The sequence below is a fragment of the Alcaligenes sp. SMD-FA genome (assembly GCF_025960365.1).
In the GTDB taxonomy this organism is placed as follows: domain Bacteria; phylum Pseudomonadota; class Gammaproteobacteria; order Burkholderiales; family Burkholderiaceae_B; genus Alcaligenes; species Alcaligenes aquatilis.
Genome location: NZ_CP110108.1, coordinates 230,708 through 253,685 on the forward strand (window position 1 = coordinate 230,708; position 22,978 = coordinate 253,685).

22 protein-coding genes are annotated in these 22,978 nt (G+C 57.2%); 11 read left to right on the plus strand and 11 right to left on the minus strand.

Annotation, left to right across the window (positions count from 1 at the left end; translation table 11 throughout):
* The first annotated feature begins 8 nt into the window (after nt 1-8).
* The 7 genes from OKX01_RS00995 to OKX01_RS01025 all read left to right on the plus strand — a co-directional run bounded on the left by OKX01_RS00995 (nt 9) and on the right by OKX01_RS01025 (nt 7,739).
* A complete protein-coding gene (locus OKX01_RS00995; RefSeq protein ID WP_009460135.1) occupies nt 9-794 on the plus strand; it encodes an ABC transporter ATP-binding protein in 786 nt (261 codons plus the stop codon).
* A gap of 11 nt (nt 795-805) precedes the next feature.
* Nucleotides 806-1,735: a branched-chain amino acid ABC transporter permease gene (locus OKX01_RS01000; RefSeq protein WP_153228800.1), complete on the plus strand. Its 930-nt coding sequence runs from the start codon at nt 806-808 to the stop codon at nt 1,733-1,735.
* Nucleotides 1,736-1,747: 12 nt separating this feature from the next.
* Entirely contained in the window at nt 1,748-2,812 is a 1,065-nt protein-coding gene (locus tag OKX01_RS01005) for a branched-chain amino acid ABC transporter permease (protein WP_249460862.1), read from the plus strand.
* Nucleotides 2,813-2,946: 134 nt separating this feature from the next.
* The gene (locus OKX01_RS01010) at nt 2,947-4,215 is read left to right on the plus strand and encodes an ABC transporter substrate-binding protein (protein WP_376914099.1); all 1,269 of its coding nucleotides are present in this window, start codon (nt 2,947-2,949) and stop codon (nt 4,213-4,215) included.
* Between the two features lie 50 nt (nt 4,216-4,265).
* Entirely contained in the window at nt 4,266-5,099 is an 834-nt protein-coding gene (locus OKX01_RS01015; protein WP_094195314.1) for an ABC transporter ATP-binding protein, read from the plus strand.
* A 253-nt stretch (nt 5,100-5,352) separates the two neighbouring features.
* Nucleotides 5,353-6,633, plus strand: coding sequence for a phenylacetate--CoA ligase family protein (locus OKX01_RS01020; RefSeq protein ID WP_121737708.1), 1,281 nt, complete (start codon nt 5,353-5,355; stop codon nt 6,631-6,633).
* 89 nt (nt 6,634-6,722) lie between these two features.
* Nucleotides 6,723-7,739, plus strand: coding sequence for an amino acid ABC transporter substrate-binding protein (locus OKX01_RS01025; RefSeq protein ID WP_042484596.1), 1,017 nt, complete (start codon nt 6,723-6,725; stop codon nt 7,737-7,739).
* 256 nt (nt 7,740-7,995) lie between these two features.
* Here OKX01_RS01025 and OKX01_RS01030 read toward each other — a convergent pair whose 3' ends face one another.
* The 3 genes from OKX01_RS01030 to dprA all read right to left on the minus strand — a co-directional run bounded on the left by OKX01_RS01030 (nt 7,996) and on the right by dprA (nt 10,717).
* Complete coding sequence (locus OKX01_RS01030; protein WP_094195316.1) at nt 7,996-8,463, minus strand: hypothetical protein; 468 nt, start codon at nt 8,461-8,463, stop codon at nt 7,996-7,998.
* Nucleotides 8,463-9,383: a hydroxymethylglutaryl-CoA lyase gene (locus OKX01_RS01035; protein ID WP_264672304.1), complete on the minus strand. Its 921-nt coding sequence runs from the start codon at nt 9,381-9,383 to the stop codon at nt 8,463-8,465. The genes OKX01_RS01030 and OKX01_RS01035 overlap by 1 nt, the downstream gene beginning before the upstream one ends.
* A gap of 167 nt (nt 9,384-9,550) precedes the next feature.
* Nucleotides 9,551-10,717 (minus strand): DNA-processing protein DprA, encoded by a 1,167-nt coding sequence (gene dprA / locus OKX01_RS01040; protein WP_264672305.1) that lies wholly within the window; start codon nt 10,715-10,717, stop codon nt 9,551-9,553.
* 158 nt (nt 10,718-10,875) lie between these two features.
* Between dprA and def the strand changes: the two genes are divergently transcribed.
* Together def and fmt are read left to right on the plus strand one after the other, a co-directional pair.
* Entirely contained in the window at nt 10,876-11,394 is a 519-nt protein-coding gene (def, locus tag OKX01_RS01045; RefSeq protein ID WP_094198232.1) for a peptide deformylase, read from the plus strand.
* Between the two features lie 5 nt (nt 11,395-11,399).
* Nucleotides 11,400-12,341: a methionyl-tRNA formyltransferase gene (fmt, locus tag OKX01_RS01050; RefSeq protein ID WP_264672306.1), complete on the plus strand. Its 942-nt coding sequence runs from the start codon at nt 11,400-11,402 to the stop codon at nt 12,339-12,341.
* A 12-nt stretch (nt 12,342-12,353) separates the two neighbouring features.
* Here fmt and OKX01_RS01055 read toward each other — a convergent pair whose 3' ends face one another.
* The 8 genes from OKX01_RS01055 to OKX01_RS01090 all read right to left on the minus strand — a co-directional run bounded on the left by OKX01_RS01055 (nt 12,354) and on the right by OKX01_RS01090 (nt 20,467).
* Nucleotides 12,354-13,289, minus strand: coding sequence for a DMT family transporter (locus OKX01_RS01055; protein WP_264672307.1), 936 nt, complete (start codon nt 13,287-13,289; stop codon nt 12,354-12,356).
* Nucleotides 13,290-13,359: 70 nt separating this feature from the next.
* Nucleotides 13,360-14,715: an amidase gene (locus OKX01_RS01060; protein ID WP_264672308.1), complete on the minus strand. Its 1,356-nt coding sequence runs from the start codon at nt 14,713-14,715 to the stop codon at nt 13,360-13,362.
* 42 nt (nt 14,716-14,757) lie between these two features.
* Nucleotides 14,758-15,441, minus strand: a complete 684-nt coding sequence (locus OKX01_RS01065; protein ID WP_108727103.1) for a DUF2848 domain-containing protein — start codon at nt 15,439-15,441, stop codon at nt 14,758-14,760.
* A 32-nt stretch (nt 15,442-15,473) separates the two neighbouring features.
* Nucleotides 15,474-16,757, minus strand: a complete 1,284-nt coding sequence (locus tag OKX01_RS01070) for a TRAP transporter large permease (RefSeq protein WP_094195323.1) — start codon at nt 16,755-16,757, stop codon at nt 15,474-15,476.
* Entirely contained in the window at nt 16,754-17,374 is a 621-nt protein-coding gene (locus OKX01_RS01075) for a TRAP transporter small permease subunit (protein WP_094195324.1), read from the minus strand. Before OKX01_RS01075 ends, OKX01_RS01070 begins: the two co-directional genes overlap by 4 nt.
* Before the next feature lie 131 nt (nt 17,375-17,505).
* Nucleotides 17,506-18,552: a TRAP transporter substrate-binding protein gene (locus OKX01_RS01080; protein WP_264672309.1), complete on the minus strand. Its 1,047-nt coding sequence runs from the start codon at nt 18,550-18,552 to the stop codon at nt 17,506-17,508.
* 111 nt (nt 18,553-18,663) lie between these two features.
* Nucleotides 18,664-19,467 (minus strand): putative hydro-lyase, encoded by an 804-nt coding sequence (locus OKX01_RS01085; protein ID WP_121737716.1) that lies wholly within the window; start codon nt 19,465-19,467, stop codon nt 18,664-18,666.
* A gap of 100 nt (nt 19,468-19,567) precedes the next feature.
* A complete protein-coding gene (locus OKX01_RS01090; RefSeq protein ID WP_094195327.1) occupies nt 19,568-20,467 on the minus strand; it encodes a LysR family transcriptional regulator in 900 nt (299 codons plus the stop codon).
* Nucleotides 20,468-20,591: 124 nt separating this feature from the next.
* Here OKX01_RS01090 and waaC point away from each other — a divergent pair, with 124 nt between their 5' ends.
* Together waaC and OKX01_RS01100 are read left to right on the plus strand one after the other, a co-directional pair.
* On the plus strand, nt 20,592-21,608 hold the full coding sequence (gene waaC, locus OKX01_RS01095; RefSeq protein WP_094198233.1) for a lipopolysaccharide heptosyltransferase I: 1,017 nt from the start codon (nt 20,592-20,594) through the stop codon (nt 21,606-21,608).
* On the plus strand, nt 21,605-22,930 hold the full coding sequence (locus OKX01_RS01100) for a 3-deoxy-D-manno-octulosonic acid transferase (RefSeq protein ID WP_094195328.1): 1,326 nt from the start codon (nt 21,605-21,607) through the stop codon (nt 22,928-22,930). The genes waaC and OKX01_RS01100 overlap by 4 nt, the downstream gene beginning before the upstream one ends.
* Nucleotides 22,931-22,978 lie beyond the last annotated feature (48 nt).

A 22,978-nucleotide genomic window follows, 5' to 3' on the forward strand; every position in this document is an offset into this window, starting at 1 on the left:
AGGCGCAAATGCCGGGCCGTCGGATTGGCCCAGTGGTACTGGATTTAAAGAATATTTCGCTGTCCTTCGGGGGGGTGAAAGCCTTGACCGATATCTCGTTCAATATTCGCGAACACGAGATCCGCTCCATCATCGGTCCGAACGGAGCAGGCAAAAGCTCTATGTTGAACGTCATCAACGGCGTATATGCACCACAACAAGGTGAGATTGTCTTACGTGACCAGAGTTATGCCCGCATGAACTCACGTCACACCGCCGAGCAGGGTATTGCCCGTACCTTTCAGAACCTGGCTCTGTTCAAGGGCATGAGTGTGCTGGACAACATCATGACCGGCCGTAATCTGCACATGAAAAGCGGGGTGTTTGCCCAGGCTTTCCGACTGGGCGGTGCCGAGCGCGAAGAGATTCGCAACCGTGAGTACGTGGAAGGCATCATCGATTTTCTGGAGATCCAGGCCTACCGCAAAACGCCGGTAGGGCGTTTGCCTTACGGTCTGCAAAAACGGGTTGACCTGGGGCGGGCGCTGGCAATGCAGCCGAGCATTTTGCTGCTTGATGAGCCTATGGCAGGCATGAACATCGAAGAAAAGCAGGATATGTGCCGTTTTATTCTGGATGTGAATGAAGAGTACGGCACCACGATTGTTTTGATTGAACACGATATGGGCGTAGTCATGGATATTTCGGACCGCGTGGTGGTCCTGGACTATGGCAAGAAAATTGGTGACGGAGTACCGGACGAAGTACGACAAAACCCGGACGTCATTCGCGCCTATCTTGGCGCTGGCCATTGAGGGGAACGGACATGGCATTTTTTCTTGAAACCTTGCTGGGCGGGCTGATGAGCGGGATGTTGTACGCCCTGGTCGCGCTGGGCTTTGTTCTGATTTTCAAAGCATCGGGTGTTTTTAACTTCGCACAGGGCGCAATGGTGCTGGTGGCCGCACTGGCCATGGCTCGTCTCTCCCAGTGGATTCCGCAGTTGCTGGGCATGGAGCCCGGCATTCTGGGCAATGTGCTGGCTTTCATTGTCTCGGCCATATTGATGTTTGTGCTGGCCGTGGTCATTGAGCGCTGGGTGCTGCGTTATCTGGTGAACCAGGAAGGCACGACCTTGCTGATGGCCACCATCGGTATCAGCTATCTGCTCGATGGTTTGGGTCAGATCGTGTTTGGCAGTTCGGTGTACTCCATTGACGTGGGCATGCCCAAAGACCCGGCTTTCATCCTGGAGTCCGTGTTTGAAGGCGGTGTGCTGGTCAGTCTGGAGGACTTGAGTTCAGCCGTGGTTGCGGCCTTGCTGGTTGTGGCCCTGGCCATCTTCTTTCAGTACACCAGTGTGGGCCGTGCCCTGCGTGCGGTGGCAGACGATCACCAGGCGGCACAGTCCATTGGTATTCCCTTGAACCGTATCTGGGTCGTGGTCTGGACGGTGGCCGGTTTGGTGGCATTGGTCGCCGGCATTATCTGGGGTTCCAAATACGGGGTGCAGTTCACCTTGTCGACCGCTGCGTTGCGCGCCTTGCCTGTGGTGATTCTGGGTGGTCTGACCTCGGTGCCCGGTGCCATTGTGGGTGGCCTGATTATCGGTGTGGGTGAGAAGGTGTCCGAGGTTTATCTGGGCCCTTATGTAGGTGGCGGCATCGAGATCTGGTTTGCTTATGTGCTGGCCCTGGTGTTCCTGCTGTTCCGACCACAAGGTCTGTTCGGCGAGAAGATTATTGATCGCGTCTGAGGTGGAGCCGATATGATTTACCGCGAAAATGGTCAGTTCAAAAGCAGCTATCGGGCTGACCAGCAGATTTTTCCCATCCGCCAGGATCGCTATGTGATGTTGGGCCTGTTGCTGGTGGCATTTCTGTTGGTGCCAGCCATGGCATCCAACTACTTCCTGCAAGCTATTCTGATTCCCTTTTTGATTCTGTCCTTGGCAGCGATCGGCCTGAATATTCTGGTGGGCTATTGCGGACAGATTTCCATTGGTTCAGGCGCCTTTATGGCTGTGGGCGCCTATGCCGCCTGGAACTTTGGTGTCCGTATTCCTGAGTTGCCGTTGGTGTTGCAGATCTTGCTGGGTGGCGTGTTTGCCACCCTGGTGGGGGTCGCCTTCGGTATTCCCAGCTTGCGTATCCGTGGCTTGTACCTGGCGGTCACAACCCTGGCTGCGCAGTTCTTTGTGGATTGGGCGTTCCTGCGTATTGCCTTTTTCACGAACTACTCGCCATCGGGCAACGTGTCGGTGCCCGCCTTGAGTGCATTTGGTTTGCCGGTTCAAACCCCCATGCAAAAGTACTTGTTTGTACTGATCTTTGTGGTGGTGTTTGCCTTGCTGGCCAAGAACTTGGTGCGTGGCGCGATTGGTCGTCAATGGATGGCGATTCGTGACATGGACGTGGCCGCTGAAGTGATTGGTATCCGTCCGGTCTACGCCAAGCTCACGGCCTTTGCTGTCAGCTCATTCATCATCGGTGTGGCCGGTGCCTTGTGGGCCTTTGTTCATCTGGGTTCCTGGGAGCCACTGGCCTTTGACCTGACTCGCTCTTTGCAGCTGTTGTTCATTGTCATCATCGGTGGTCTGGGCTCGATTGTGGGCAGCTTCTTTGGTGCCGCTTTCATGGTCTTGCTGCCCGTGCTTCTGACCAACGTGCCGCACTGGTTTGGTATGTCCATCGGCGTGGACACCGCCTCGCACATTGAACACATGGTGTTCGGTGCCCTGATCGTATTTTTCTTGATTGTGGAGCCGCATGGTTTGGCTCGACTCTGGAGTATTGGTAAGGAAAAGCTGCGTTTGTGGCCCTTCCCCCATTAGCAGGTAGGCAGTTTATTACAACAACAGCCCCGCCAATCGGGACGGGGTACTTAGACAAATGGTACTTATCGGAGGACCAGGAGATGACAACACGACTGAAACGCGCTGTGCTCGGTTTGAGTGCTTGCGCTGCAATGTTGACCATGAGTACAGCCGCTTTGGCAGCTGAGGAACAGTACATTCCACTGCTGACCTACCGCACCGGCTCCTTTGCCCCACTGGGGATCCCATGGGCCGATGGCAAGCTGGACTATCTGGCTTTGGTCAACGAACGTGACGGCGGTGTCAATGGCGTCAAGCTGGCATACGAGGAGTGTGAAACGGCGTATGCCACCGACCGTGGCGTAGAGTGCTACGAGCGCATGAAAGGCAAAAATGGTGGTGCTTCGGGGTTTGATACCCAGTCCACAGGCATTACTTTTGCCCTGACCGACAAGGCTATTGTGGATGGGGTCGCCATTGAAACCATGGGCTACGGTCTATCGCATTCGGCTAACGGTGCGGTGTTCGAGTGGAACTTCCCGCTGCTGGGCACGTACTGGACCGCAGCCGATGTCATGATCCAGGACATCACCAAGCAAGTGGGTGAGGACAAGCTGAAAGATCAGCGTATTGCCCTGATCTACCATGACTCGCCTTACGGTAAAGAGCCTATCGCTCTGTTACAGGCCCGTGCCAAGGAACAAGGCTTCAAGCTGGATCTGTATCCGGTGACCGCTCCTGGCGTGGAGCAAAAATCCACCTGGCTACAAGTGCGTAAAAACCGTCCTGACTTCGTGTTGCTCTGGAGCGCCGGGATCATGACGCCTACCGCTATTCGTGAGGCGCAGGCAGTGGGATACCCACGCGACAAAATCTATGGCATCTGGTGGGCCGCTTCCGAGAGCGATGTGGTCGATCTGGGCCAGACCGCCAAGGGCTACAAGGGCATCACCATTCACAACAGTGCCGAGGACGGTCCGGTGCATGATGCCGTGCGCGAGATGCACGCCAAAGGCAAAGGAGCTGAAAACGGGGACAAGTATGTCGGCACGCTGGCACACACGCGCGGCATGATGATTTCCATGATGCAGGTAGAAGCCATTCGTACTGCCCAAGAGAAGTTCGGTAAAGGGCAGCATATGACGCCCGAACAAGTGCGCTGGGGTTTCGAGAACCTGAACCTGGACGAAGCTCGTTTGAAAGAGCTGGGCTTTGAAGGCATCATGCGTCCCGTTAAAACCTCATGCAGCAACCATATGGGTGATGACTGGGCTCGTATCGTGCAGTGGGACGGCAACAAGTTTGAAGTTGTCTCCGACTGGTATGAGTCCGACAAGAAGTATGTCGATCCTTTAGTCAAGGAAATGTCGGCCAAGTACGCCGCTGAGAAGAAAATTACGCCTCGCACCTGCGAAGGCTAAACCCAGGCGCCCAGGGTTCGCCCTGGGCACTGCATTGCGTGGGGAAGATTATGAGTGAGACCGTAGGCCAAGTGGATGAGGCGCCCATCTTGTTGGACGTCAATGGCATCGAAGTGATTTACAACCACGTCATTCTGGTGCTCAAGGGCGTGTCCTTGCGTGTACCGGAAGGGCGGATTGTTGCCTTGCTGGGCGCCAACGGTGCCGGTAAAACCACGACCTTGCGGGCCGTATCGAACTTGCTGCGCGCTGAGCGCGGCGATGTGACCAAAGGCCAGATCCATCTGCGTGGCGAGCGTATTGATCAACTGACTCCGGCTGATCTGGTCAAGCGCGGCGTAGTGCAGGTGATGGAAGGGCGCCACTGTTTTGCGCACTTGAGCATTGAAGAAAATTTGCTGACCGGGGCCTATACCCGTTCCTTGTCACGTGGTGATGTAAGCGCCGAGCTGGACAAGGTGTACCAGTATTTTCCGCGTCTAAAGCAGCGCCGTACCAGTCAGGCCGGTTATACCTCGGGCGGTGAACAGCAAATGTGTGCCATTGGACGCGCCTTGATGGCCGACCCCAGCATGATCTTGCTGGACGAGCCTTCCATGGGGCTGGCACCGCAGGTGGTGGAAGAAATTTTCGAGATTGTCCGTGACCTGAATCAGCGCGAGCGTGTCAGTTTCTTGCTGGCCGAGCAAAACACCAACGTGGCCCTGAAGTATGCCGACTATGGCTACATCCTGGAAAACGGCCGCGTCATGATGGATGGACCCTCCCAGGCCTTGGCCGAGAACGAAGACGTCAAGGAGTTCTATCTGGGTGTGTCCGGGGGCGAGCGCAAGAGCTTTCGTGACAATAAATTCTATCGACGACGCAAGCGCTGGTTGGCCTAACCCTCAAGGATTTTCACAGTATCAGCAGGGCCTGGCCTGTATTGAAAGCGGCAGGATTAGTACAGGAACAGGCCATCGATCGGGATGCACACAAGGTGCCGCCCTGACCCCTTTTGACATTTTTAGTTTTGGGCAGCTCCTGGCTACACGGGGTGTAGTCGCAGAGCTTGGTATCGACACGCGTCAGTCTATGAGCAGGAAGTCGGCTGGGCGCGGGAGTGTTTGAATGCCAATTCATCCCAGTGGAGGAGAGATGAGCGAATTTTACGACGAGCGCGAAACCCAGGAACCGGACGAGCGTGAGGCTGATTTACTGTCCCGTTTGCCGCAGGTTTTGCAAGCGGCTGCAAAAGGAGCCCCTGCCATTGCCAGACAACTGGATTCGGTGGATCTGGCCGCTGTGCGCAGCCGTGAGGACCTGCTGGCTATTCCGGTGTTTCGTAAAAGCGAGCTGCTCAAAGCCCAGTTGGAAGCTCGTGAGCGGGCCCGCTCTGGCGCGCCGTCGGCTGAGTATGCGCAGTCCGTTTTCGGCGGCTTTTCCTCCATTTCCTGGGGGGCAGCTCGCAAAGTGTTTGCTTCGCCTGGCCCCATGTATGAGCCCGAAAGCCGTCGCCCGGACTATTGGGGCTTTGCGCGGGCCTTGTATGCAGCGGGTTTTCGCCGCGAAGAACTGATTTTCAACTGCTTCTCCTATCACTTCACGCCGGCCGGTTCGATGATGGAAACCGCTGCTCATGCTTTGGATTGCACCGTGTTTCCGGGGGGGGTGGGGCAAACCGAACAGCAAGTGCAGGCCATGGCCGACTTGCGCCCGCATGGGTACACCGGTACCCCCAGCTTTCTGAAAATCATCATGGAAAAAGCCCAGTCCATGCAGATTGCGTTGCCGGGATTGACCAAGGCCTTGTTCTCGGGTGAAGCCTACCCGCCCTCTTTACAAAAATGGTTCAGCGAGCATGGCGTGGCAGGCTATCAAGCTTACGGCAGTGCCGATCTGGGCATGATTGCCTACGAAACTCAGGCCCGTGAAGGCTTGGTGCTTAACGAAAACCTGATTCTGGAAATTGTGCGTCCGGGCACAGGCCAGCCCGTAGAGCCTGGTGAAGTGGGCGAAGTGGTGGTGACGTCTTTTAACCCTGACTACCCGTTGGTGCGGTTCGGTACGGGGGACTTGTCCGCCGTCATGCCCGGCCAGTCTCCTTGTGGTCGGACTAATCAGCGTATACGCGGCTGGATGGGGCGTGCTGACCAGACGACCAAGGTGCGCGGCATGTTTGTGCATCCGGGACAGGTGGAACAAATTCGCTTGCGTCACAAGGAACTGGGCCAGGCTCGCTTGGTGGTGCGGGGTGCCAGTGGTCAGGACCAGATGGTGTTTCAGGTGGAGGTCACCTCCAAGCCTGAGGGACTGGAAAACGCGTTGGCCGACTCGATCCGTGAAATCACCAAACTGCGCGCACAGGTGGAGTTTGTGGAGCCAGGCGCCTTGCCTCGGGATGGTAAAGTCATCGAGGACCAACGCAGCTACGATTAATTAGCCATGTAGATATGCACACAAGTAGCAGTCGGGCTGCGGTACTATGCTGGAAAATAGTCAATACCTATATCTTTGAGGAGAGCCCGATGCGCTTTGTGCCCGTTTCTGCTGTAGTCCTGGCCTTGATGGCCAGCATGCCTGCTGCCCAGGCCGCCACCCTGGACAATGTCAAACAGCGCGGTCACGTGCTGTGTGGCGTGACCACCGGTTTTGCCGGTTTTTCTGCCCCTGATGACAAGGGCAATTGGACAGGGCTGGATATTGATGTGTGTCGCTCGGTCGCTGCCGCCACCCTGGGCGACGCCAGCAAATTCAAGGCCGTGCCTTTGAACTCGCAGCAACGTTTTACGGCGTTGCAGTCAGGTGAAATTGATCTGCTGGCCCGTAACACGACCGTGACTCAGCAGCGCGATACGGCCGTGGGTGCTATCCACGCCGGCATCAACTTCTACGACGGCCAGGGTTTTCTGGTGTCCAAGAAGCTGGGTGTTTCCAGCGCCAAGGAATTGAACGGCGCCACGGTTTGTATGCAGACGGGAACGTCCAACGAAAACACCATGGCTGACTGGGCCCGCGCCAACAAGGTTGAGTACAAGCCTGTGGTGATCGAACAGTTCAACGAAGTAGTCAACGCTTTTGTGGCTGGCCGCTGTGACGTGTTCTCTACCGATGCGTCCGGCCTGGCTTCGATTCGTATCTCCAAAATGGAGAATCCGGACGACTACCTGGTGCTGCCTGAAATCATTTCCAAAGAGCCATTGGGCCCCTTCGTCCGTCAGGGCGACGATGCTTGGCTGAACATTGTGAAATGGTCCATTCAGGCCAGCTTCAATGCTGAAGAACTGGATGTGACAGCAGCCAATGTGGACGAGAAGCTCAAGAGCAACAACCCCAACATCCAGCGTCTGCTGGGTGTGACTCCCGGTGCCGGTAAAAACCTGGGCCTGGACGAAAAATGGGCTTACAACATCATCAAGCAGGTCGGTAACTACGGCGAGTCCTTCGAGCGCAACGTGGGTAAAGGTAGCCCGCTGCAAATCGAACGCGGCCTGAATGCTTTGTGGATCGACGGTGGCTTGATCTACGGTCTGCCTATTCGTTAATCCATTCGGGGTTTGCGATATGCAAAAAGCAGCTCTCTTTGGGAGCTGCTTTTTTATTGACTGATCGATCTGGGGGCGATGACGTTGATGTGTTGTTGCTTTTTGTGCCCTGGCGATGTGCGTTGACCAAGGGCGCTGGTGTATGTATCACGCGGTGATACATAGTCTGCCTAACTGCTGCGCACGGTTTTCGGATGCGAGACGTTCGGGATTGTTTGCCCCAATATGCCAAGCCGTACGGGGCAAACCTGAAGACTTAATTTTTGCGCCGTAATACCAGCGAAATTTTGGCAAAAGCCACTTGCAGATCCTGTGTGGCACCTTGGAAAATCACGGGCCGACCACGCCGGGTAAAGCAGATCAGGCGTTTGGAGTTGAACAGCGGCACGAACTTGGCAAAGTGGATGTCTTGCCATTGCACTTCCCGCTTCATGATCCAGCTCTGGCGTATGCCGTTCTGGTCAATCGTGGTGATGCCGTGCCACATGTGCCAGGCAATCAAGATCAAGCCAGTAAACAGCAGAACCAGAGAGCCCGCCAGTACAGGGCTGATAGCCGCACCTTGTGGGGAGCTGGCTACCAGCGCAAAACGCACACCAATCAGGGCTAGCACTATCCAGGCACCAGCCGCGACCCATTTAGGCCAGGAGCGGCCTTGAATAGGCAGTGAACCCAGATCCTTTAACAGGGCGTCAATTTCCTCTTTCGAAGGGGCTTGGCTCATCAGCACGCGGCGGCCCCTTGTTTGCGGGCTGCCAGGGCGTTACCGGCATTGCTGGCCGATTTGCGCTTCAAATGAGCCGAAATCCATTGCCCCGTGTCCACCACGGCGTTCAGATCAATGCCGGTTTCAATATCCAGGCCTTGCATCAGGAACAGCACGTCCTCGGTGGCGACGTTGCCGGTTGCGCCTTTGGCGTAGGGACAGCCACCCAGCCCGGCTACAGAACTGTGGAAAATATGAATGCCGGCCTGCATGGCGGCCACAATATTGGCGATGGCCTGGCCATAGGTGTCGTGGAAGTGGCCGGACACATGAATGGGGTCAATGTGCTCGGTGATCATGCGCATCACCTCGTAGACCTGACGGGCCGTGCCGACACCGATGGTGTCGGCTACGTCGATTTCATCGCAGCCTAGTTCGATCAAACGTTGGCCGACTTTCAACACATTGGCCGGCGCCACAGCACCTTCGTAGGGACAACCGAACGAACAACTGATGGAGCCGCGCAGGCGCATGCCAGCTTCTTTGGCGGCCTGGGCGACGGGGGCAAAGCGCTCCAGCGATTCTTCAATGCTGCAATTGATATTACGCTGCGAAAATGCTTCGCTGGCAGCGGCGAAGATCACCACTTCGTCGGCCTTGGCAGCCAGGGCGCCTTCAAAGCCACGCATATTGGGTGTCAGAACTGAATAGATCGTGCCGGGGCGACGGTCAATCGTAGCCATCACTTCCGCGCCGTCTGCCATTTGTGGCACCCATTTGGGCGAGACAAAGGAGGCGGCTTCCACGTTCACAAAACCGGCGTGGGACAAGCGGTTGACCAGCTCGACCTTGATGTCGGTAGGGATGAATTCTTTTTCGTTCTGCAGGCCGTCCCGAGGGCCGACCTCCACAATCTTGACGCGCGAGGGGTATGACATGAAGTTTCCTGAAGGTAAGGGGCTGGGCCTGGAGGCCTTTACGTATTCGTCATGATACCTCTTGAAGGCCAGGGCTGGCCCCCTAGGAACAGCCCTATAAGCAGGCGATGTGGCCGGGGTTTCGATGCAAAGGAGCAGGCCATGATGCAGTGTGGCCAAGTCGGGTTTTATGGCTTGATACGTTGGAATCGCCCGTCTGCCAGAGGCTCTATGCAGCCAGCCAGCTCCAGCTCGGCCAGAACCGCCGGCAGTTGAGTTGCCAGAAGACCGGTACGGCGCATCAGTTGCTCGGGCGTCAAGGGGGCGAAATCGATGCGCTCCAGGATGGGGCGCAGTTCTTCCGGTAGGTTATCGTGCTGAACAGGCCTGGCATTGGACGGGTTGCCGGGTTCAAGTTTGAACGTGTGCTGCACATTGCCCAGCTCATCCAGAATGTCCTGGGCGCTCTCTACCAGCTTGGCGCCTTGGCGTATCAAGGCATGGCAACCGCGTGCCAAAGGCGAATGGATGGAGCCCGGAATAGCAAAAACCTCGCGCCCCAGTTCTCCGGCCAGACGGGCTGTGATCAGGGAGCCACTTTGCTTTGCCGCTTCTACCACCAGCACGCCTTTGGTCAAAGCGGCCACAATGCGGTTACGGCGGGGGAAATGGTGCGGCATGGCGCGGGTGCCTAAGGGGAACTCGCTGAGCAGCAGACCGTGATCACTGATCTGGTGTGCCAGATCGCGGTGCGCTGCCGGGTAGACCAGATCCAGTCCCGTTCCCATGACAGCAATGGTGCCGGCCGATTGCGGGCCTGCTTTGAGCGCGCCTTTGTGCGCTGCCTGATCAATGCCGCTGGCCAGCCCACTGATGATGCACCAGCCTTTGGAGGCCAGCGTGGCAGCGAAGTCGGTCGCCGTTTCCTGGCCAGACTGGGTGGCATTGCGAGCACCAACAATCGCCAGCCCGGGGTGCTCCAACACATCCAGATTGCCATTGGCGTACAGCAAGAGCGGGGCGTCATGTAGATCCAGCAAGGCGGCAGGGTAAGCCGGGTCTGCCAGCGTCACAATGTGATGACCCGCTTGCTTGAGCCATTCCACGGCCTGGTCAATGTGCGCTTGTAGCTCGGTCAGTGGTTCCTGGCTTAGTTGGACGGCCAGTTCGCCAGGAATATGGCGTGACAGGGTTTGAACCGAGCTTTGATAGATTTGCGGTGGCAGTCCACAGGCGGCCAGCAGTTGCCGGGCCTGGGCGGGCGTAAGTTCTGGCTCCAGTGACAGACGCAACCAGGCACGCAATTCTTCCGAGATTTCATCCGAGGTTTCCCCCGAGCTAAAATAATGAGGCATAAGGTAGTGTGGCACGAAACCGTTTTTGAGGCTGGGTGTCCCGGACGTTTTTATCCAGGGCGATGGCCGCTTTGCTGTTAGGGCTTGGTGTGGTGCCAGGTGCCGCCCTGAAACTTGTTTTATTATATCGACTTATCGCTTTTTCTTCGGACATGACAATGGCTTTGCTTCCTATCCTGAAATTTCCTGACCCACGTCTGCACACGGTTGCCAAACCCGTGCAGGAGGTCGACGACCGTATTCGCAAACTGGTCAAGGATATGGCCGAGACCATGTATGATGCGCCCGGTGTAGGTTTGGCCGCCACTCAGGTTGATGTGCACGAGCGTGTGGTGGTTATCGACGTGTCGGAAAGCGGCAATGAGTTGCTGGTGCTGATCAATCCGGAAATCACCTGGAAAAGCGAAGAGCTGAAGGTCTACGAAGAAGGTTGCCTGTCCGTGCCCGATACCTATGACAAGGTCGAGCGCGCTGCCAGCATCCGTTTCAAGGCTCAAAATGAAAAAGGCGAGTGGTACGAGCAAGAGGCCGACGGCCTGCTGGCCGTATGTGTTCAGCACGAGCTGGATCATCTGGATGGCAAGGTGTTTGTGGAGTATCTGTCGGTACTCAAGCGTGAGCGTATCCGCAGTCGTCTGCGCAAGCAGCAGCGTGAAGCCCTGAAGGCAGGGCAATAGTCGCCATGCGTATTGTTTTTGCCGGCACCCCGGATTTTGCCCGTATCGCCCTGGAAACCCTGTTAGCGCAGGGCTTTGACGTTCCTTTGGTCATGACGCAGCCAGACCGTCCGGCTGGCCGTGGCATGAAGCTTAGCCCCAGCCCGGTCAAGCAAGCCGCTGTGAACGCCCACATTCCGGTTTTGCAGCCGCATAGCTTGCGTCTGGATGGCAAGTATCCCGAAGAGGCCGCCCAGGCCCGTCAGACCTTGCTGGATTTGCAACCGGATCTGATGGTGGTGGCGGCCTACGGCCTGATTCTGCCCAAATGGACCTTGGAGCTGCCTCGTTATGGCTGCTTCAATATTCACGCCAGTCTCTTGCCCCGCTGGCGCGGTGCGGCACCGATTCAACGTGCGATTCAGGCAGGCGATGCGGCCACGGGTATCACCATCATGCAGATGGACGAAGGCTTGGATACCGGCGATATGCTGGTGCGTAGCGAGCTGGCAATTCGTGACGATCACAGTGCTGCAACCTTGCATGACGATTTGGCCCAACTGGGGGCACAGGCCTTGCTGCAAGCCTTGCAGCACGTGCGTGATGGCACCTTGCAGGCGGTTCCTCAGCCAGAAGAAGGCGTGACCTACGCCGAGAAACTGTCCAAGGCGGAATCGGCGCTGGATTTAAGCCAGCCAGCCAAAGAGCTGGAGCGCCGTATTCGCGCATTTGACCCGGTGCCAGGTTCCACCCTGTCCTTACCCGGTTTGGAGCAGCCTGTGAAGGTTTGGCGCGCTCAGGTGATAGAGCAAACGCATGGCGCAGAACCCGGTCAGATTCTGGGCGTCAGCGCCCAAGGTATTGATGTGGCGTGTGGAGAAGGGGTGTTGCGTTTGCTGGAACTGCAAAAAGCAGGTTCCAAGCGCCAGTCCGTTGCCGTCTTTGTGCAGGGCTGGCAGTCTCGCTAAGTCGTGCAGGGCTCAGGCGCCAGCCTTGCTCTGGCGCCGCCATTCCAGGGTTCCGATCACAATGCCACTGGAACACACCACGGCAATGCCGATCCAGGTAAACATATCGGGGAACTGTCCCCAGATCAGCCATCCCAGCGCGGCGGCTGCCACGATCTGTAGATACACAAAGGGTGCCAGCAAAGAGGCCGAGGCCCGTTGATAGGCCTGGATTTGCAGCAAATGTCCCAGACAGCCCCACAAGCCCGTCGAAATCAGAATCAGCCATTGAAAAAATGTCAGCTCCTTCAGGACAGGCAGGGCGGCGGGCAGTAGAAAGGGCAAGGCAATGGTCAAACAGATGCTGCCTACGGCGCCACTCCAGATCAAGGTGGTCAGCGAGTTGTCAACGGCCACGCGGCGTGTGGCGATAAATTGCGTAGCAAACATACAGGCGGTCATCAAACCGAACATTACGCCCAATGGGTGCAGACCAGCCGTGGGCCGGATGATGATCAGCACGCCCAGAAAGCCGACCCCGGCCGCCACCCAGCGACTGATGCGTGGCGGCTCTTTCAGAATCCAGGGAGCAACAGACAACACCAGCAGGGGAGCTAGAAAGTTGATGGAGGTGGCTTCGGCCTGAGGCAGATAGCTCAAGGCACTGAAAAACGAGAAGGTGGACAGCATCATCACTGTGCCACGCAGAATTTGTGCTTTGGGGCGGGAGCTGCGCAGGATTTTGCGGCCTTTGACTGGCAAGACCAGCGCCAGCACCAGCATCAGATGGACGACGTAGCGAAACCAGCACATCACCAGCAGGGGCACACCAAAGCCCATGATCCATTTGCCACTGGCATCCAGACCCGACAGGGCCCAGGACGATAGAATCAGAATGAGCACCCCCGCCAAGGGAAAGACCGTGGGTGTCATGATCTGGGGCAGGGAGGAGGATTGGGGTGTGCTCATGACAGGCTCCTGACGAAAAGCACAAGGACGGCCGGGTGGCCGTCCTGGAACGAACGTAAATCTTACCGGATTAGTGTTTGCGCAGGGGCAATACCCGTTCGATTGCTGCACCTACCGCCAACAGGTGCTCGTCGTGGTAGGCGGGGGCGGCTACCATCAGGCCTACCGGGGCTTCATCAGCCGCGTGGCAAGGCAGCGACAGAGCGCAACCGTCCAGGAAGTTGATCAGGGTGGGGTTGCGCAGGACCAGACCGTTGGTGGCGAAGTAGACGTCGTCCGATTCTTTCAGATCGGCAATGCGGGGCGCGACAACGGGCACGGTAGGCATCAGAACGGCGTCGTAGCGCTCCAGACGGCTTTCCACGGCGCTGATCCAGGCCTGACGGGTGTCTTGCAGTTCGATGTAGTCGGCGCAGTCGATGTCCTTGCCGCGCAGAATGCGGGAGGCCACGCGTGGGTCGTATTGCTCGCCCTTGCTTTGCAGTGTGTCGCGGTGCACGGACCAGGCTTCGGCGCAGACAAAGCCGCCTTTGCGGTTGATCTGTGGCAACTGGTCAAATTCGGGCAGATTGATCTCTTCAACCACAGCGCCTTGCTCGCGCAGCAGGGTGATGGCACGGTCAAAGGCGGCGCGCACGGTCTCATCGATGCCGTCAAACACAAAGGTCTTGGGCACGGCCAGGCGCAAGGTGTCCAGGGCGGGGGTGGCCACGGGCACGTACGGCTGGTCGGTCAGAATGGAGTCCACAATGGCGCAGCATTCTACCGAGGCGGCCAGAGGGCCATTAGAGTCCAGGCTGCGCGACAAAGGCATGGTGCCTTCGCTAGGAACACGCTCGGCGGTGGGTTTGAAGCCGGTCAGGCCGTTAAAGGCCGAAGGGATACGGATGGAGCCACCCGTATCAGTACCAATGGAGAACACCGACATGCCCTGGGCAACGGCGACCCCGGCACCAGAGGACGAACCGCCGGGGATACGGGCATTGTCGCGGTCCCAGACCGAGCGCGGCGTGCCGTAGTGAGGGTTGATGCCCAGACCGGAGAAGGCAAACTCGGTCATATTGGTGGAGCCAATCAGAATGGCGCCGGCGCGTAGCAAGCGCTCCACAATGGTGGCGTGCCGTTCAGCCGGCTCCGCATCTTTCAGTACAGCCGACCCACCCAGGGTCACATAGCCAGCGATGTCATGCAGGTTCTTGACCGACATGGGCAGGCCTTCAACCAGCGAGCGGCTCAAACCGGCAGCGCGCAAAATGTCAGAGGCTTTGGCGGCGGCCAGCGCCTGTTCAGCAAACACTTCGATGAACGCGGCAGCGCCGTCACGGCTTTCGTCCTGGATACGGTCCAGGGCTTGCTGGGTCAGCTCGACCGAGGTCGTTTCGCCACGATCAAGAGCACGTTGCAGTTCGGTAATAGTCGCTAGCATGGATCACTCGCAAAATAAATGGGTGGGGCGGGCTGGGCCAGTTTAGGCTACTTCAGGCAGAGTTTCAGTCACGTAGGTATGACGGATGCTGCGTTCGCGGCGGGGGTCATACAGCTCCATGGTGAACTGGGTTGCGGGGCGGATACCACCGATGGCGCCGACCGTGCCGCAGGTCATGCCAAAACCTTCGGGCATGGTGGTGGACTGAAAGTAGCCTTCGATCAGTTCCAGCGGGTTTTTCAGGGTGGACAAAGGACCATCCTGGTACAGGACTTCCTTGCCGTCTTCCTGAATGTAGGCGCGGATAATCAGCTCGTCCCAGTACTCGGCCACATCGCTGAACAACCAAGCATCACGGGCAACGGGCTTGGCGCAGATTTGTTTGGACAGGGCCACGCTGTGGGCTTCCAGAACACGGTCAGTGTGGTCCGAGGCCAGACTCACCAGCAGGCGGCCTTGGTGATTAAACACAAATACTTCGGTCTCGCCGGACGAACCGGTACCAACGACCTGGATGTCGGTATCCTGGATCATCTGATTGGCAGCGATGCGGTAGTACAAAGGTACGGCGCTTGGTCGGGGCACACCCAGTTCGGCCAACTCTTCAATGTGGTGCTCGATGGCCGCCAGATCGCGGCCAGCCCAACCGGCCACGATGCAGTGCTGCAGGTCAGCTTCGATGATTTCAGTGTGGGTGGCCTGGGCCAGTTCAAACGTCAAACGCATAGCAGTACTCGTTTACTCAAAAACAGATTGGATTAACCGAACAGGCGTGGCAACCACAGAGCCAGATCCGGGAAGATGGCCAATAGACCCACCATGGACAGCAGCATGATCACAAAAGGCAGACTACCCAGCATGACGTCGTTCATGCTGCCGCTCTTGCGCAAGCTCTGGACCACAAACAGGTTCAGACCAACAGGCGGAGTGATCAGCGCCACTTCCACCAGAATAATGATGGCAATCCCCACCCATATCGGGTCAAAGCCCAGGGCAATCATGATCGGAGCCACGATCGGGATGGTGGTGATCATCATGGACAGGGTTTCCATGAAGCAGCCCAGTACCAGGTAGAACACCACGATAATCAGCAGCATGGTGATGGGCGAGACGCCCAGGCCGGTAATGGCGTCAGTCAGCGCTGTGGTCAGGCCGGTAGCGGACATGACAAAGTTCAGGAAGGCTGAACCGATCACGATCAGCATGATCATGGCGGTGGATTTCATGGTGCCTTCCAGCACTTCCTTGATCATTTTCCAGCTCATGCGGCCCGAGAAAGTGGCCAGCAGCAGCGCACCGACCACACCCAAGGCGGCGGCCTCGGTCGGGGTGGCGATACCGGCGTAAATCGAACCGACCACCAGCAAGAAAATACCCAGTGGTGGAACCAGATGCACCAGGCTGGCAAAACGCTGGCCCCAGGAGGCTTTGACTTTGCTACCGCCCCATTGAGGTTTGACCATGCAGGCGCCAGCAATAGCCAGCATGAACAGCAAGGCCATGGCCAGACCAGGGATGATGCCGGCCAGATACAGCTTGGGTACGGAGGTGTTGGTCAGCACGCCGTAGATCACCAGATTGATCGAAGGCGGAATCAGAATGCCCAAGGTGCCACCCGCAGCCAGACTGCCCAGAAACAGCGGCTCGTTGTAGCCTTGCTTTTTGATCTGCGGCAAGGCCACGGTACCGACGGTGGCGGCGGTCGCCACACTGGAGCCAGACGTGGCGGCAAACAGGGCGCTGGCCCCGATATTGGCATGCATCAGGCCACCGGGCAGCCAGGACAGCCATAGGCTCATGGCGTTGTACATGCGCTCGGCCATGCCCGAGCGCAGCAGAATTTCGCCCAGCATGATGAATAAGGGGATGGCAACCAGCAGGAACTCGTTGCTGGTGCCCCAGGAAATTTCACCGAGTGCGCCGGTCAGTGGCAGCATGGAATACAGCGGGTCCAGAATCAGGCCCAGAACCCCCAGGGCTGCGCCTACAGGGATGCTTAGCCCGATCAGAACGAGCAGGAGAGTCAGTGCGGTACTAATCATTTGGTGTCTCCGTGGACCATGCGTTGGCCGGCCTCGGCTTCTTCAAGGGCTTCTTGCTGGGTACTGCGAATACCGCACAGGCTCTGAATGGATTTCAGATCGCCCGTAATCAATGCCAGGCTGGAGCGCAACAGCATCAGTGCCAGGACCACGCACAGCCAGAGCAGGCCTGCAACCCACAGAAACTGGGGAATCCACAAGGGAGTACCCATTGCCGTGTTGGCGGTGGACTGATTGGTCCAGGACACGTCGGCCACGCTGGTGGCATACAGGGTCAGATACACAATAAAGACCGAAAGTGCGACCAGGGCAATCCAGTCCAACAGTGCGGCCAAGCGCACGGGCAGATGCTGGTAGATGGCGTCGATACGGATATTGGCGCGTTGCAAGGTAGCAAAGGACAAGGCCCAGGAGATGCTGATGGCAAAGGCATAGCCAGAGAGCTCATCGGAGCCGCCAAGCGAGCGTCCGGTGAATTTGCGCAGCAGGACATCGGCCGTGATGTAGAGAGCACTGATCAGGGTCAGGCTGCCAGCAAACCAGATGGCGTAGCGCGACAGATTGGTAGCACCAGCCAGCAAGCGGTTGAGCATGGCGAATTTTTCGGTATTTTCCATGGCGTCTAACCCGTAGAGGGTTCAGGGAGCATATGAATGGATGATAGGCCCTGAAGACAGGGGGGGGCCCAGGTGCTGGGCCGCCAAGCGGTGCGAGAAGGAGCGCCGCTTGGCAGTGACATCAAGTCAGATTACTTCTTGGCTTCAAAGCCCAGGATCGGGCTCAGGCTGGTGTTAAAAGCGGCCACGGTGTCAGCGGAGCTGCGCTCGGCCCACTTGGGCACCACGGTTTCGCTCATGACTTTTTTCAGCAGCTCTCGGTCAGCGTCTGTTGGCTTGACCAGGGTCATCTTGCCTTTTACCGGCTGTGTGCAAGCATCGGCGCCGGTGTTGCAGTCATAACCTTCCTGCGTTTCCTTGGCAGCGGCAACCCAGATCTCTTCGGTCATGGCCTTGATGTTGCTGGCCAGGAATTCTTGAACTTTAGGATCCAGCTTGTTCCAGGAGCCCAGGTTGGCAGCGTGGATCTGCTGGTTCCAGTTGATGGGCATTTCGTACAGCTTGGAGCTGACTTCGTACCACTTGGCCGAGTAGCCGGACATGGAGCCGGTGATGGCGCAATCGACCACACCGTTTTGCAGAGCTGGAACCACTTCACCAAATGGAATGGTGACGCTGTTGCCGCCCAGAGCCTGAACGAATTCAGCCTGTGTACGGCTGCTGGTGCGCACTTTCTTGCCTTTCAGATCGCTCAGGCCATTGAAGTTGCCGTTGCAAAACAGAACTTGAGCAGGGTAGGTGGAGAAACCCAGTACCTTGACGTTGTTCTTGGCGTAGAACTGCTCGTAAGCAGGAGTGAACGCGTCGGTCAGCTTCTTGGCTACGTTGATATCGGGAGCCAGGCCAGCCAGGTCGATGGCTTCGTTGATGGAGTTGTCACTGGCGAAGTAGGCCAGAGTAGCAGTACCAAAAGGAATCACGCCTTGACCGATCAAGCGCATGATTTCAGGACCTTTCAGGCCCATATCGTTAAAGCCCTTGATATCAGCGGTGATCTGACCACCGGACAGCTCAGGCACTTTCTTGGCCCAGAAGGGCTGCTCGGTGTTCTGGTAGGCGGTCAGGTTGCTCAAGCCACCGACAACTTTCAAGGAAGTCTTGGGCAGATCCTGGGCCAGGGCAGCAGAGCCCAGGGCCAGTGAGCCTAAAGCCAGGGAGGTCAGTACGATTTTTTTCATAAGGTGCTCCTAATAGCGGTCCAGCTGTATGGTTGATAGAGTGCGCTCCCTGTTTGCAGGGGCTGCATATTGAAACCAAAGGGGCGACCGGGGGTACCGGTCTAATCTTGCTTAAAGCGCGGCCAGCCGTGTGTTGGGCAGATCGGTAATCAACATATGGCCAGGGGCATGTGTGATACAAAACTGCGGCTTGGCCTGGGCAGCAACGGCTTGAGGGGTGACGCCGCAAGCCCAGAAAACGGGTAATTCGTCGGCACCGACTGGCACGGCATCGCCATAGTCGGGGTGTTGCAGGTCGCTGATTCCAATCAGGGACGGGTCGCCGATATGAACCGGAGCACCGTGCACGGACGGAAAGCGCGAGGTGATCTGAATAGCGCGGATGGCATCGGCCGCACGCATGGGGCGCATCGAAACCACCAAGGGGCCCGACAGGCGCTGCGTGCCCTGAGTCTGAATCGAGCTGCGATACATGGGCACATTTACCCCCGTGCTGATATGGCGTACATCAATTCCATCGGCCAGCAGCGCTTCTTCAAACGAGAAGGAGCAGCCAATCAGAAAGGACACCAGATCATCGCGCCAGACTGCTTCGATGTTCAGCGGCTCGGCACTGAGCTCGCCGTTGTGCCAGACACGGTAACGAGGGAAATCCGTGCGCAGATCAATCGAGCCACCCAGGGTCGGCACCTGAAACTGGCCGGGTTCGGTCACGGCCAATAAAGGGCAGGGTTTGGGGTTGCGCTGACAAAACAGCAAGAACTCATCGGCCCAGTCTTTGGGCAGGATCATCAGGTTGGCCTGCACATAGCCTGCCGCCAGTCCCGCAGTGGGACCAGTATGGGTTTCTCGACGGATCAGCTCGCGGCATTTTTGGGCCTCGGGCGCCAACACAGGCAGGGTTTGCAGGTTCATGAATGACCACTCGCACAAAAGGGGGTTGATCACAGCATCGGATTGCAACCGATCGGATAATGTGTGTCCAATCGTATGTTTGAATCCAAGGCTATAAAGATTACTTATCGGACTGCACGTATTGTTGGGCGATTGCTTGTGCATGGTCAGCGACGACGCGGGCAATATGGCTGTCTGGCGAGTCCATCCAACAGGCAAAGAATTCGATCGCTGGCAGTGGCTGATCAACCTTCAAAAGACGCAGTTTTCCCTCGGCAAGCTCGTCTTTTATGACGTCGGGGGCAAGTACGCTTGGACCCATGGCGTGGCGTGTCATTTGCACGATAGTGCTCAGGGATGCGCTGCCAAAAATACGGGGAGATTTGACGCCGGCACGCAGCAGCGCTTCGCGTGTGGCCAGGTAGGGAACACTACCAGAAGGATAGGTGATTACAGGGTAAACCCCTAGCTCTGAAACACTGACTTTTCGGCCATGCAGTTTCAATTCGGGGCTGGCGACCCAGCCTAAGTGATAAGCACAAAGTCGAATGCACTGCTCTTTTGGGTCCTGGCCCACGCCTACGATCATCGCCATATCAATCTGGAAACTGGCCAGTTGCTGGCGCAGCACGCTAGTGGTGTCGACATGGATTTCAATGACCAGGGAAGGGTACTCCTGATGCAGTTTGTCGATCAGCTCATGCAGCCAGGTCTGGACAATGGTTTCAGCCACTCCCAGGCGTAGCAGGCCGCGAATGGCATTTTGTTCTTTGGCTGCGCGCAGCATCTCGGTGCGTAAATCCAGCATGCGCTGTGCGTGCGATAACAGCTCCTGGCCTTTGTCGGTCAGTTTGATGCCCCGGGCGCCCCGATCAAACAAGCGTAGCTCCAGGCTGGATTCCAGCCCGGCAATACGCTGAGAAATAGACGGTTGGGTCGTGTTGAGTTTTTCGGCAGCTGCCCGGAAACCGCCAAGCTCGGCAACCCATACAAAGGCTTCGATCTGTTTGAGATCAATCATGTTTCCGGTCCAGAAAATAGGCAGTCTTATTATGCCTGATCGCCATCGGCGCTCAGAACTAGAGCTGACGGATATTTTTCCGTATCTTTGTTTGATTGAACGCGCCCACCACTATAATTCGCCCATGACTTGCAAGATACTGATTGTGCGTACGTCCTCTTTGGGAGATCTGGTGCATATGCTGCCAGCGATCTCGGACATTGCACGCTATGTGCCCGGTGCACAAATAGATTGGCTTGTGGAAGAGAGCTTTGCTCAGATTCCGGGCTGGCATCCGGCAGTAAATGAAGTGATTCCGGTGGCGCATCGGCGTTGGCGCAAACAATGGTGGTCTGCCCAGACACGCCAGGAACGTGCCGCCCTGCGAGAACAGTTGCAGTCGCGCCAATACGATGTGGTGCTCGATATGCAGGCCTTGATGAAATCCATCTGGCTGGTGCGCCAAACGAAAGGCCGCCGTCATGGTCTGGACTGGAAGTCTGCGCGTGAGCCGCTGGCCTCGTTGTTCTATGACGTGCGTCATCGCGTCGGGTTTTGGCAGCCGGCCGTTTTCCGTCAGCGCAGCTTGGCCGCTTCGGCCTTCGGCTATCAATTCGAAGGTGCGCCCGATTTTGGTTTGCAGGGTTTGGCCGCACAAGCGCCCAAGGACGAAAATCCTTACGCCATTATCATGCCGTCAGCCAGTCGCGACGATAAGCTCTGGGAGCCGGAGAACTGGCAGCAGGTCTTTGACCGCCTACAAGGTGAAGGCTTGGCACTGCGCTTGTTGGCAGGCAGCCCTACTGAGTCTGAACGTGCCCAAGCCCTGATAGCTGGTCGCAGTCAGGCACAGGTCATGCCACGAATGGATTTGACGCCTATCGCTTTGCAATTGGCTGGAGCCCAGGTCATGGTGGGTCTGGATAGCGGTTTGACCCATTTGTCGGCCGGCCTGGGCCGCCCCACTATTGGTATCTATAAGGCCTCGACCCCAGTACGTACCCCTTTGGAAGGTTCTGCCTATACTGCCAGCCTGGGTGAGCGCGGGCATCCTCCTTCGGCAGAAACGGTGCTCTGTGCGATCGATCAGGCATTGGGGCGGACGCAGATGCCTGAACCGGGCTTGGCGGCTGCCGGTCTTACATCGAGGCTTAGCGGGTGAACCGATTTTTCTATACTGCCTCCATTCGTCTCCTGGCTCCAGCCTTGATGGCCTGGATGGGTGTGCGTGCCCGTCGTGCTGGTGGTGACTGGCAGGTGTTATCGGGCCCTCGCTTTGGTTTTTATGGTTCCCTGCCTGTGCCTCAGAAGGCGCCGGTGTGGGTACATGCAGTCAGTTTGGGTGAGACGCGTGCCGCTCAGCCTTTGATTCGTGCCTTGTTGGATCAAGGCGAGACGGTCTTGTTGACCCATATGACCGTCACGGGCCGCGCAGAAGGGGCACAAGCATTTGCCGCCGAGATCGCAAGTGGACAGTTGTTGCAGCAATGGCTGCCTTACGACTTTCCCGGCTCGGTACGGCGTTTTTTCGCGCATTACCGTCCATGTGCCGGGGTGTTGATTGAACGCGAAGTGTGGCCCAATCTGCTGGCTGCCGCGCGCCGACAAGGTGTTCCCATGATGCTGGCCAGTGCTCGGTTTTCGGAAAGTGCGCTGCGAACCAGTTTGAAGGCGGGTTCGGTCATGCGTGGGGCCTACCGTTCCTTCAAACTGATCTATGCACAAAGTCTGGCCGATGCCCAACGACTGGAGCTGGCGGGAGCTCAGGGAGTGCGCGTATCTGGGAATCTGAAGTTTGATGTGGTCTTGCCGCAGGACAAGATTGCTCGTGGTCGTGGCTTTGCCAGCGAGCTGGGGCGGCGTGTGGTGGTGATTGCCAGTACGCGTGAGACCGAGCATGCCGATTTCATGGATGCTATTGCCCACTATTTGCGTCGCGAACGCGAGCATGGCAGCGAACTGCATCGCCCAGTCTTGTTTGTCGTTATTCCGCGTCACCCCGAGCGCTTTGAGGAAGCGGCAGACTATCTGAACCAGCTAGGCTTGCGTTCGGTGCGACGTAGTGAGCTGTTGAAACAGGGCGATACCAGTACGAGTGCGATCCAAGCTTGCCGAGAGGTTGATGTGCTTTTGGGCGATACCCTAGGTGAAATGCATTGGTATTACGGCTTGGCGCGCGTGGCCATTGTGGCGGGTAGCTTCCAGCCCTTGGGCGGACAGAATTTTATTGAAGCCTGCGCAGTCGGTGTCCCTGTGATTGTGGGCCCGCATACTCATCATTTTGCCCAGGCTATGCAAGATGCCATGCAGGCTGGTGCTGTGATACGGGCCAGTACGCCAGCCTTGGCGTTGCAACAAGCATTGGAATTAGTGGACGATCCGGCACGTCACAACAAGATGGCTGATTCGGGTTTGCATTGGGTCCAGATGCATCAAGGTGCAGTGCAACGTGTACTTTCTGGATTGGCACAAATTCGCGATTAAATACCGAGCTGTTTATTAGCTAAAAGTATTAGGTTTTATGTGCTGTTG

Bases quoted from the DNA above. Each gene is read 5' to 3' on its own strand.
- OKX01_RS01085 (WP_121737716.1), bottom strand. From the start codon at position 19,467: ATGAACCTGCAAACCCTGCCTGTGTTGGCGCCCGAGGCCCAAAAATGC.
- OKX01_RS01015 (WP_094195314.1), top strand. From the start codon at position 4,266: ATGAGTGAGACCGTAGGCCAAGTGGATGAGGCGCCCATCTTGTTGGAC.
- OKX01_RS01065 (WP_108727103.1), bottom strand. From the start codon at position 15,441: ATGCGTTTGACGTTTGAACTGGCCCAGGCCACCCACACTGAAATCATC.
- OKX01_RS01090 (WP_094195327.1), bottom strand. From the start codon at position 20,467: ATGATTGATCTCAAACAGATCGAAGCCTTTGTATGGGTTGCCGAGCTT.
- waaC (WP_094198233.1), top strand. From the start codon at position 20,592: ATGACTTGCAAGATACTGATTGTGCGTACGTCCTCTTTGGGAGATCTG.
- OKX01_RS01000 (WP_153228800.1), top strand. From the start codon at position 806: ATGGCATTTTTTCTTGAAACCTTGCTGGGCGGGCTGATGAGCGGGATG.
- OKX01_RS01025 (WP_042484596.1), top strand. From the start codon at position 6,723: ATGCGCTTTGTGCCCGTTTCTGCTGTAGTCCTGGCCTTGATGGCCAGC.
- OKX01_RS01010 (WP_376914099.1), top strand. From the start codon at position 2,947: ATGTTGACCATGAGTACAGCCGCTTTGGCAGCTGAGGAACAGTACATT.
- OKX01_RS01075 (WP_094195324.1), bottom strand. From the start codon at position 17,374: ATGGAAAATACCGAAAAATTCGCCATGCTCAACCGCTTGCTGGCTGGT.
- fmt (WP_264672306.1), top strand. From the start codon at position 11,400: ATGCGTATTGTTTTTGCCGGCACCCCGGATTTTGCCCGTATCGCCCTG.
- dprA (WP_264672305.1), bottom strand. From the start codon at position 10,717: ATGCCTCATTATTTTAGCTCGGGGGAAACCTCGGATGAAATCTCGGAA.
- def (WP_094198232.1), top strand. From the start codon at position 10,876: ATGGCTTTGCTTCCTATCCTGAAATTTCCTGACCCACGTCTGCACACG.
- OKX01_RS01030 (WP_094195316.1), bottom strand. From the start codon at position 8,463: ATGAGCCAAGCCCCTTCGAAAGAGGAAATTGACGCCCTGTTAAAGGAT.
- OKX01_RS01070 (WP_094195323.1), bottom strand. From the start codon at position 16,757: ATGATTAGTACCGCACTGACTCTCCTGCTCGTTCTGATCGGGCTAAGC.
- OKX01_RS00995 (WP_009460135.1), top strand. From the start codon at position 9: ATGCCGGGCCGTCGGATTGGCCCAGTGGTACTGGATTTAAAGAATATT.
- OKX01_RS01005 (WP_249460862.1), top strand. From the start codon at position 1,748: ATGATTTACCGCGAAAATGGTCAGTTCAAAAGCAGCTATCGGGCTGAC.
- OKX01_RS01060 (WP_264672308.1), bottom strand. From the start codon at position 14,715: ATGCTAGCGACTATTACCGAACTGCAACGTGCTCTTGATCGTGGCGAA.
- OKX01_RS01055 (WP_264672307.1), bottom strand. From the start codon at position 13,289: ATGAGCACACCCCAATCCTCCTCCCTGCCCCAGATCATGACACCCACG.
- OKX01_RS01080 (WP_264672309.1), bottom strand. From the start codon at position 18,552: ATGAAAAAAATCGTACTGACCTCCCTGGCTTTAGGCTCACTGGCCCTG.
- OKX01_RS01035 (WP_264672304.1), bottom strand. From the start codon at position 9,383: ATGTCATACCCCTCGCGCGTCAAGATTGTGGAGGTCGGCCCTCGGGAC.
- OKX01_RS01020 (WP_121737708.1), top strand. From the start codon at position 5,353: ATGAGCGAATTTTACGACGAGCGCGAAACCCAGGAACCGGACGAGCGT.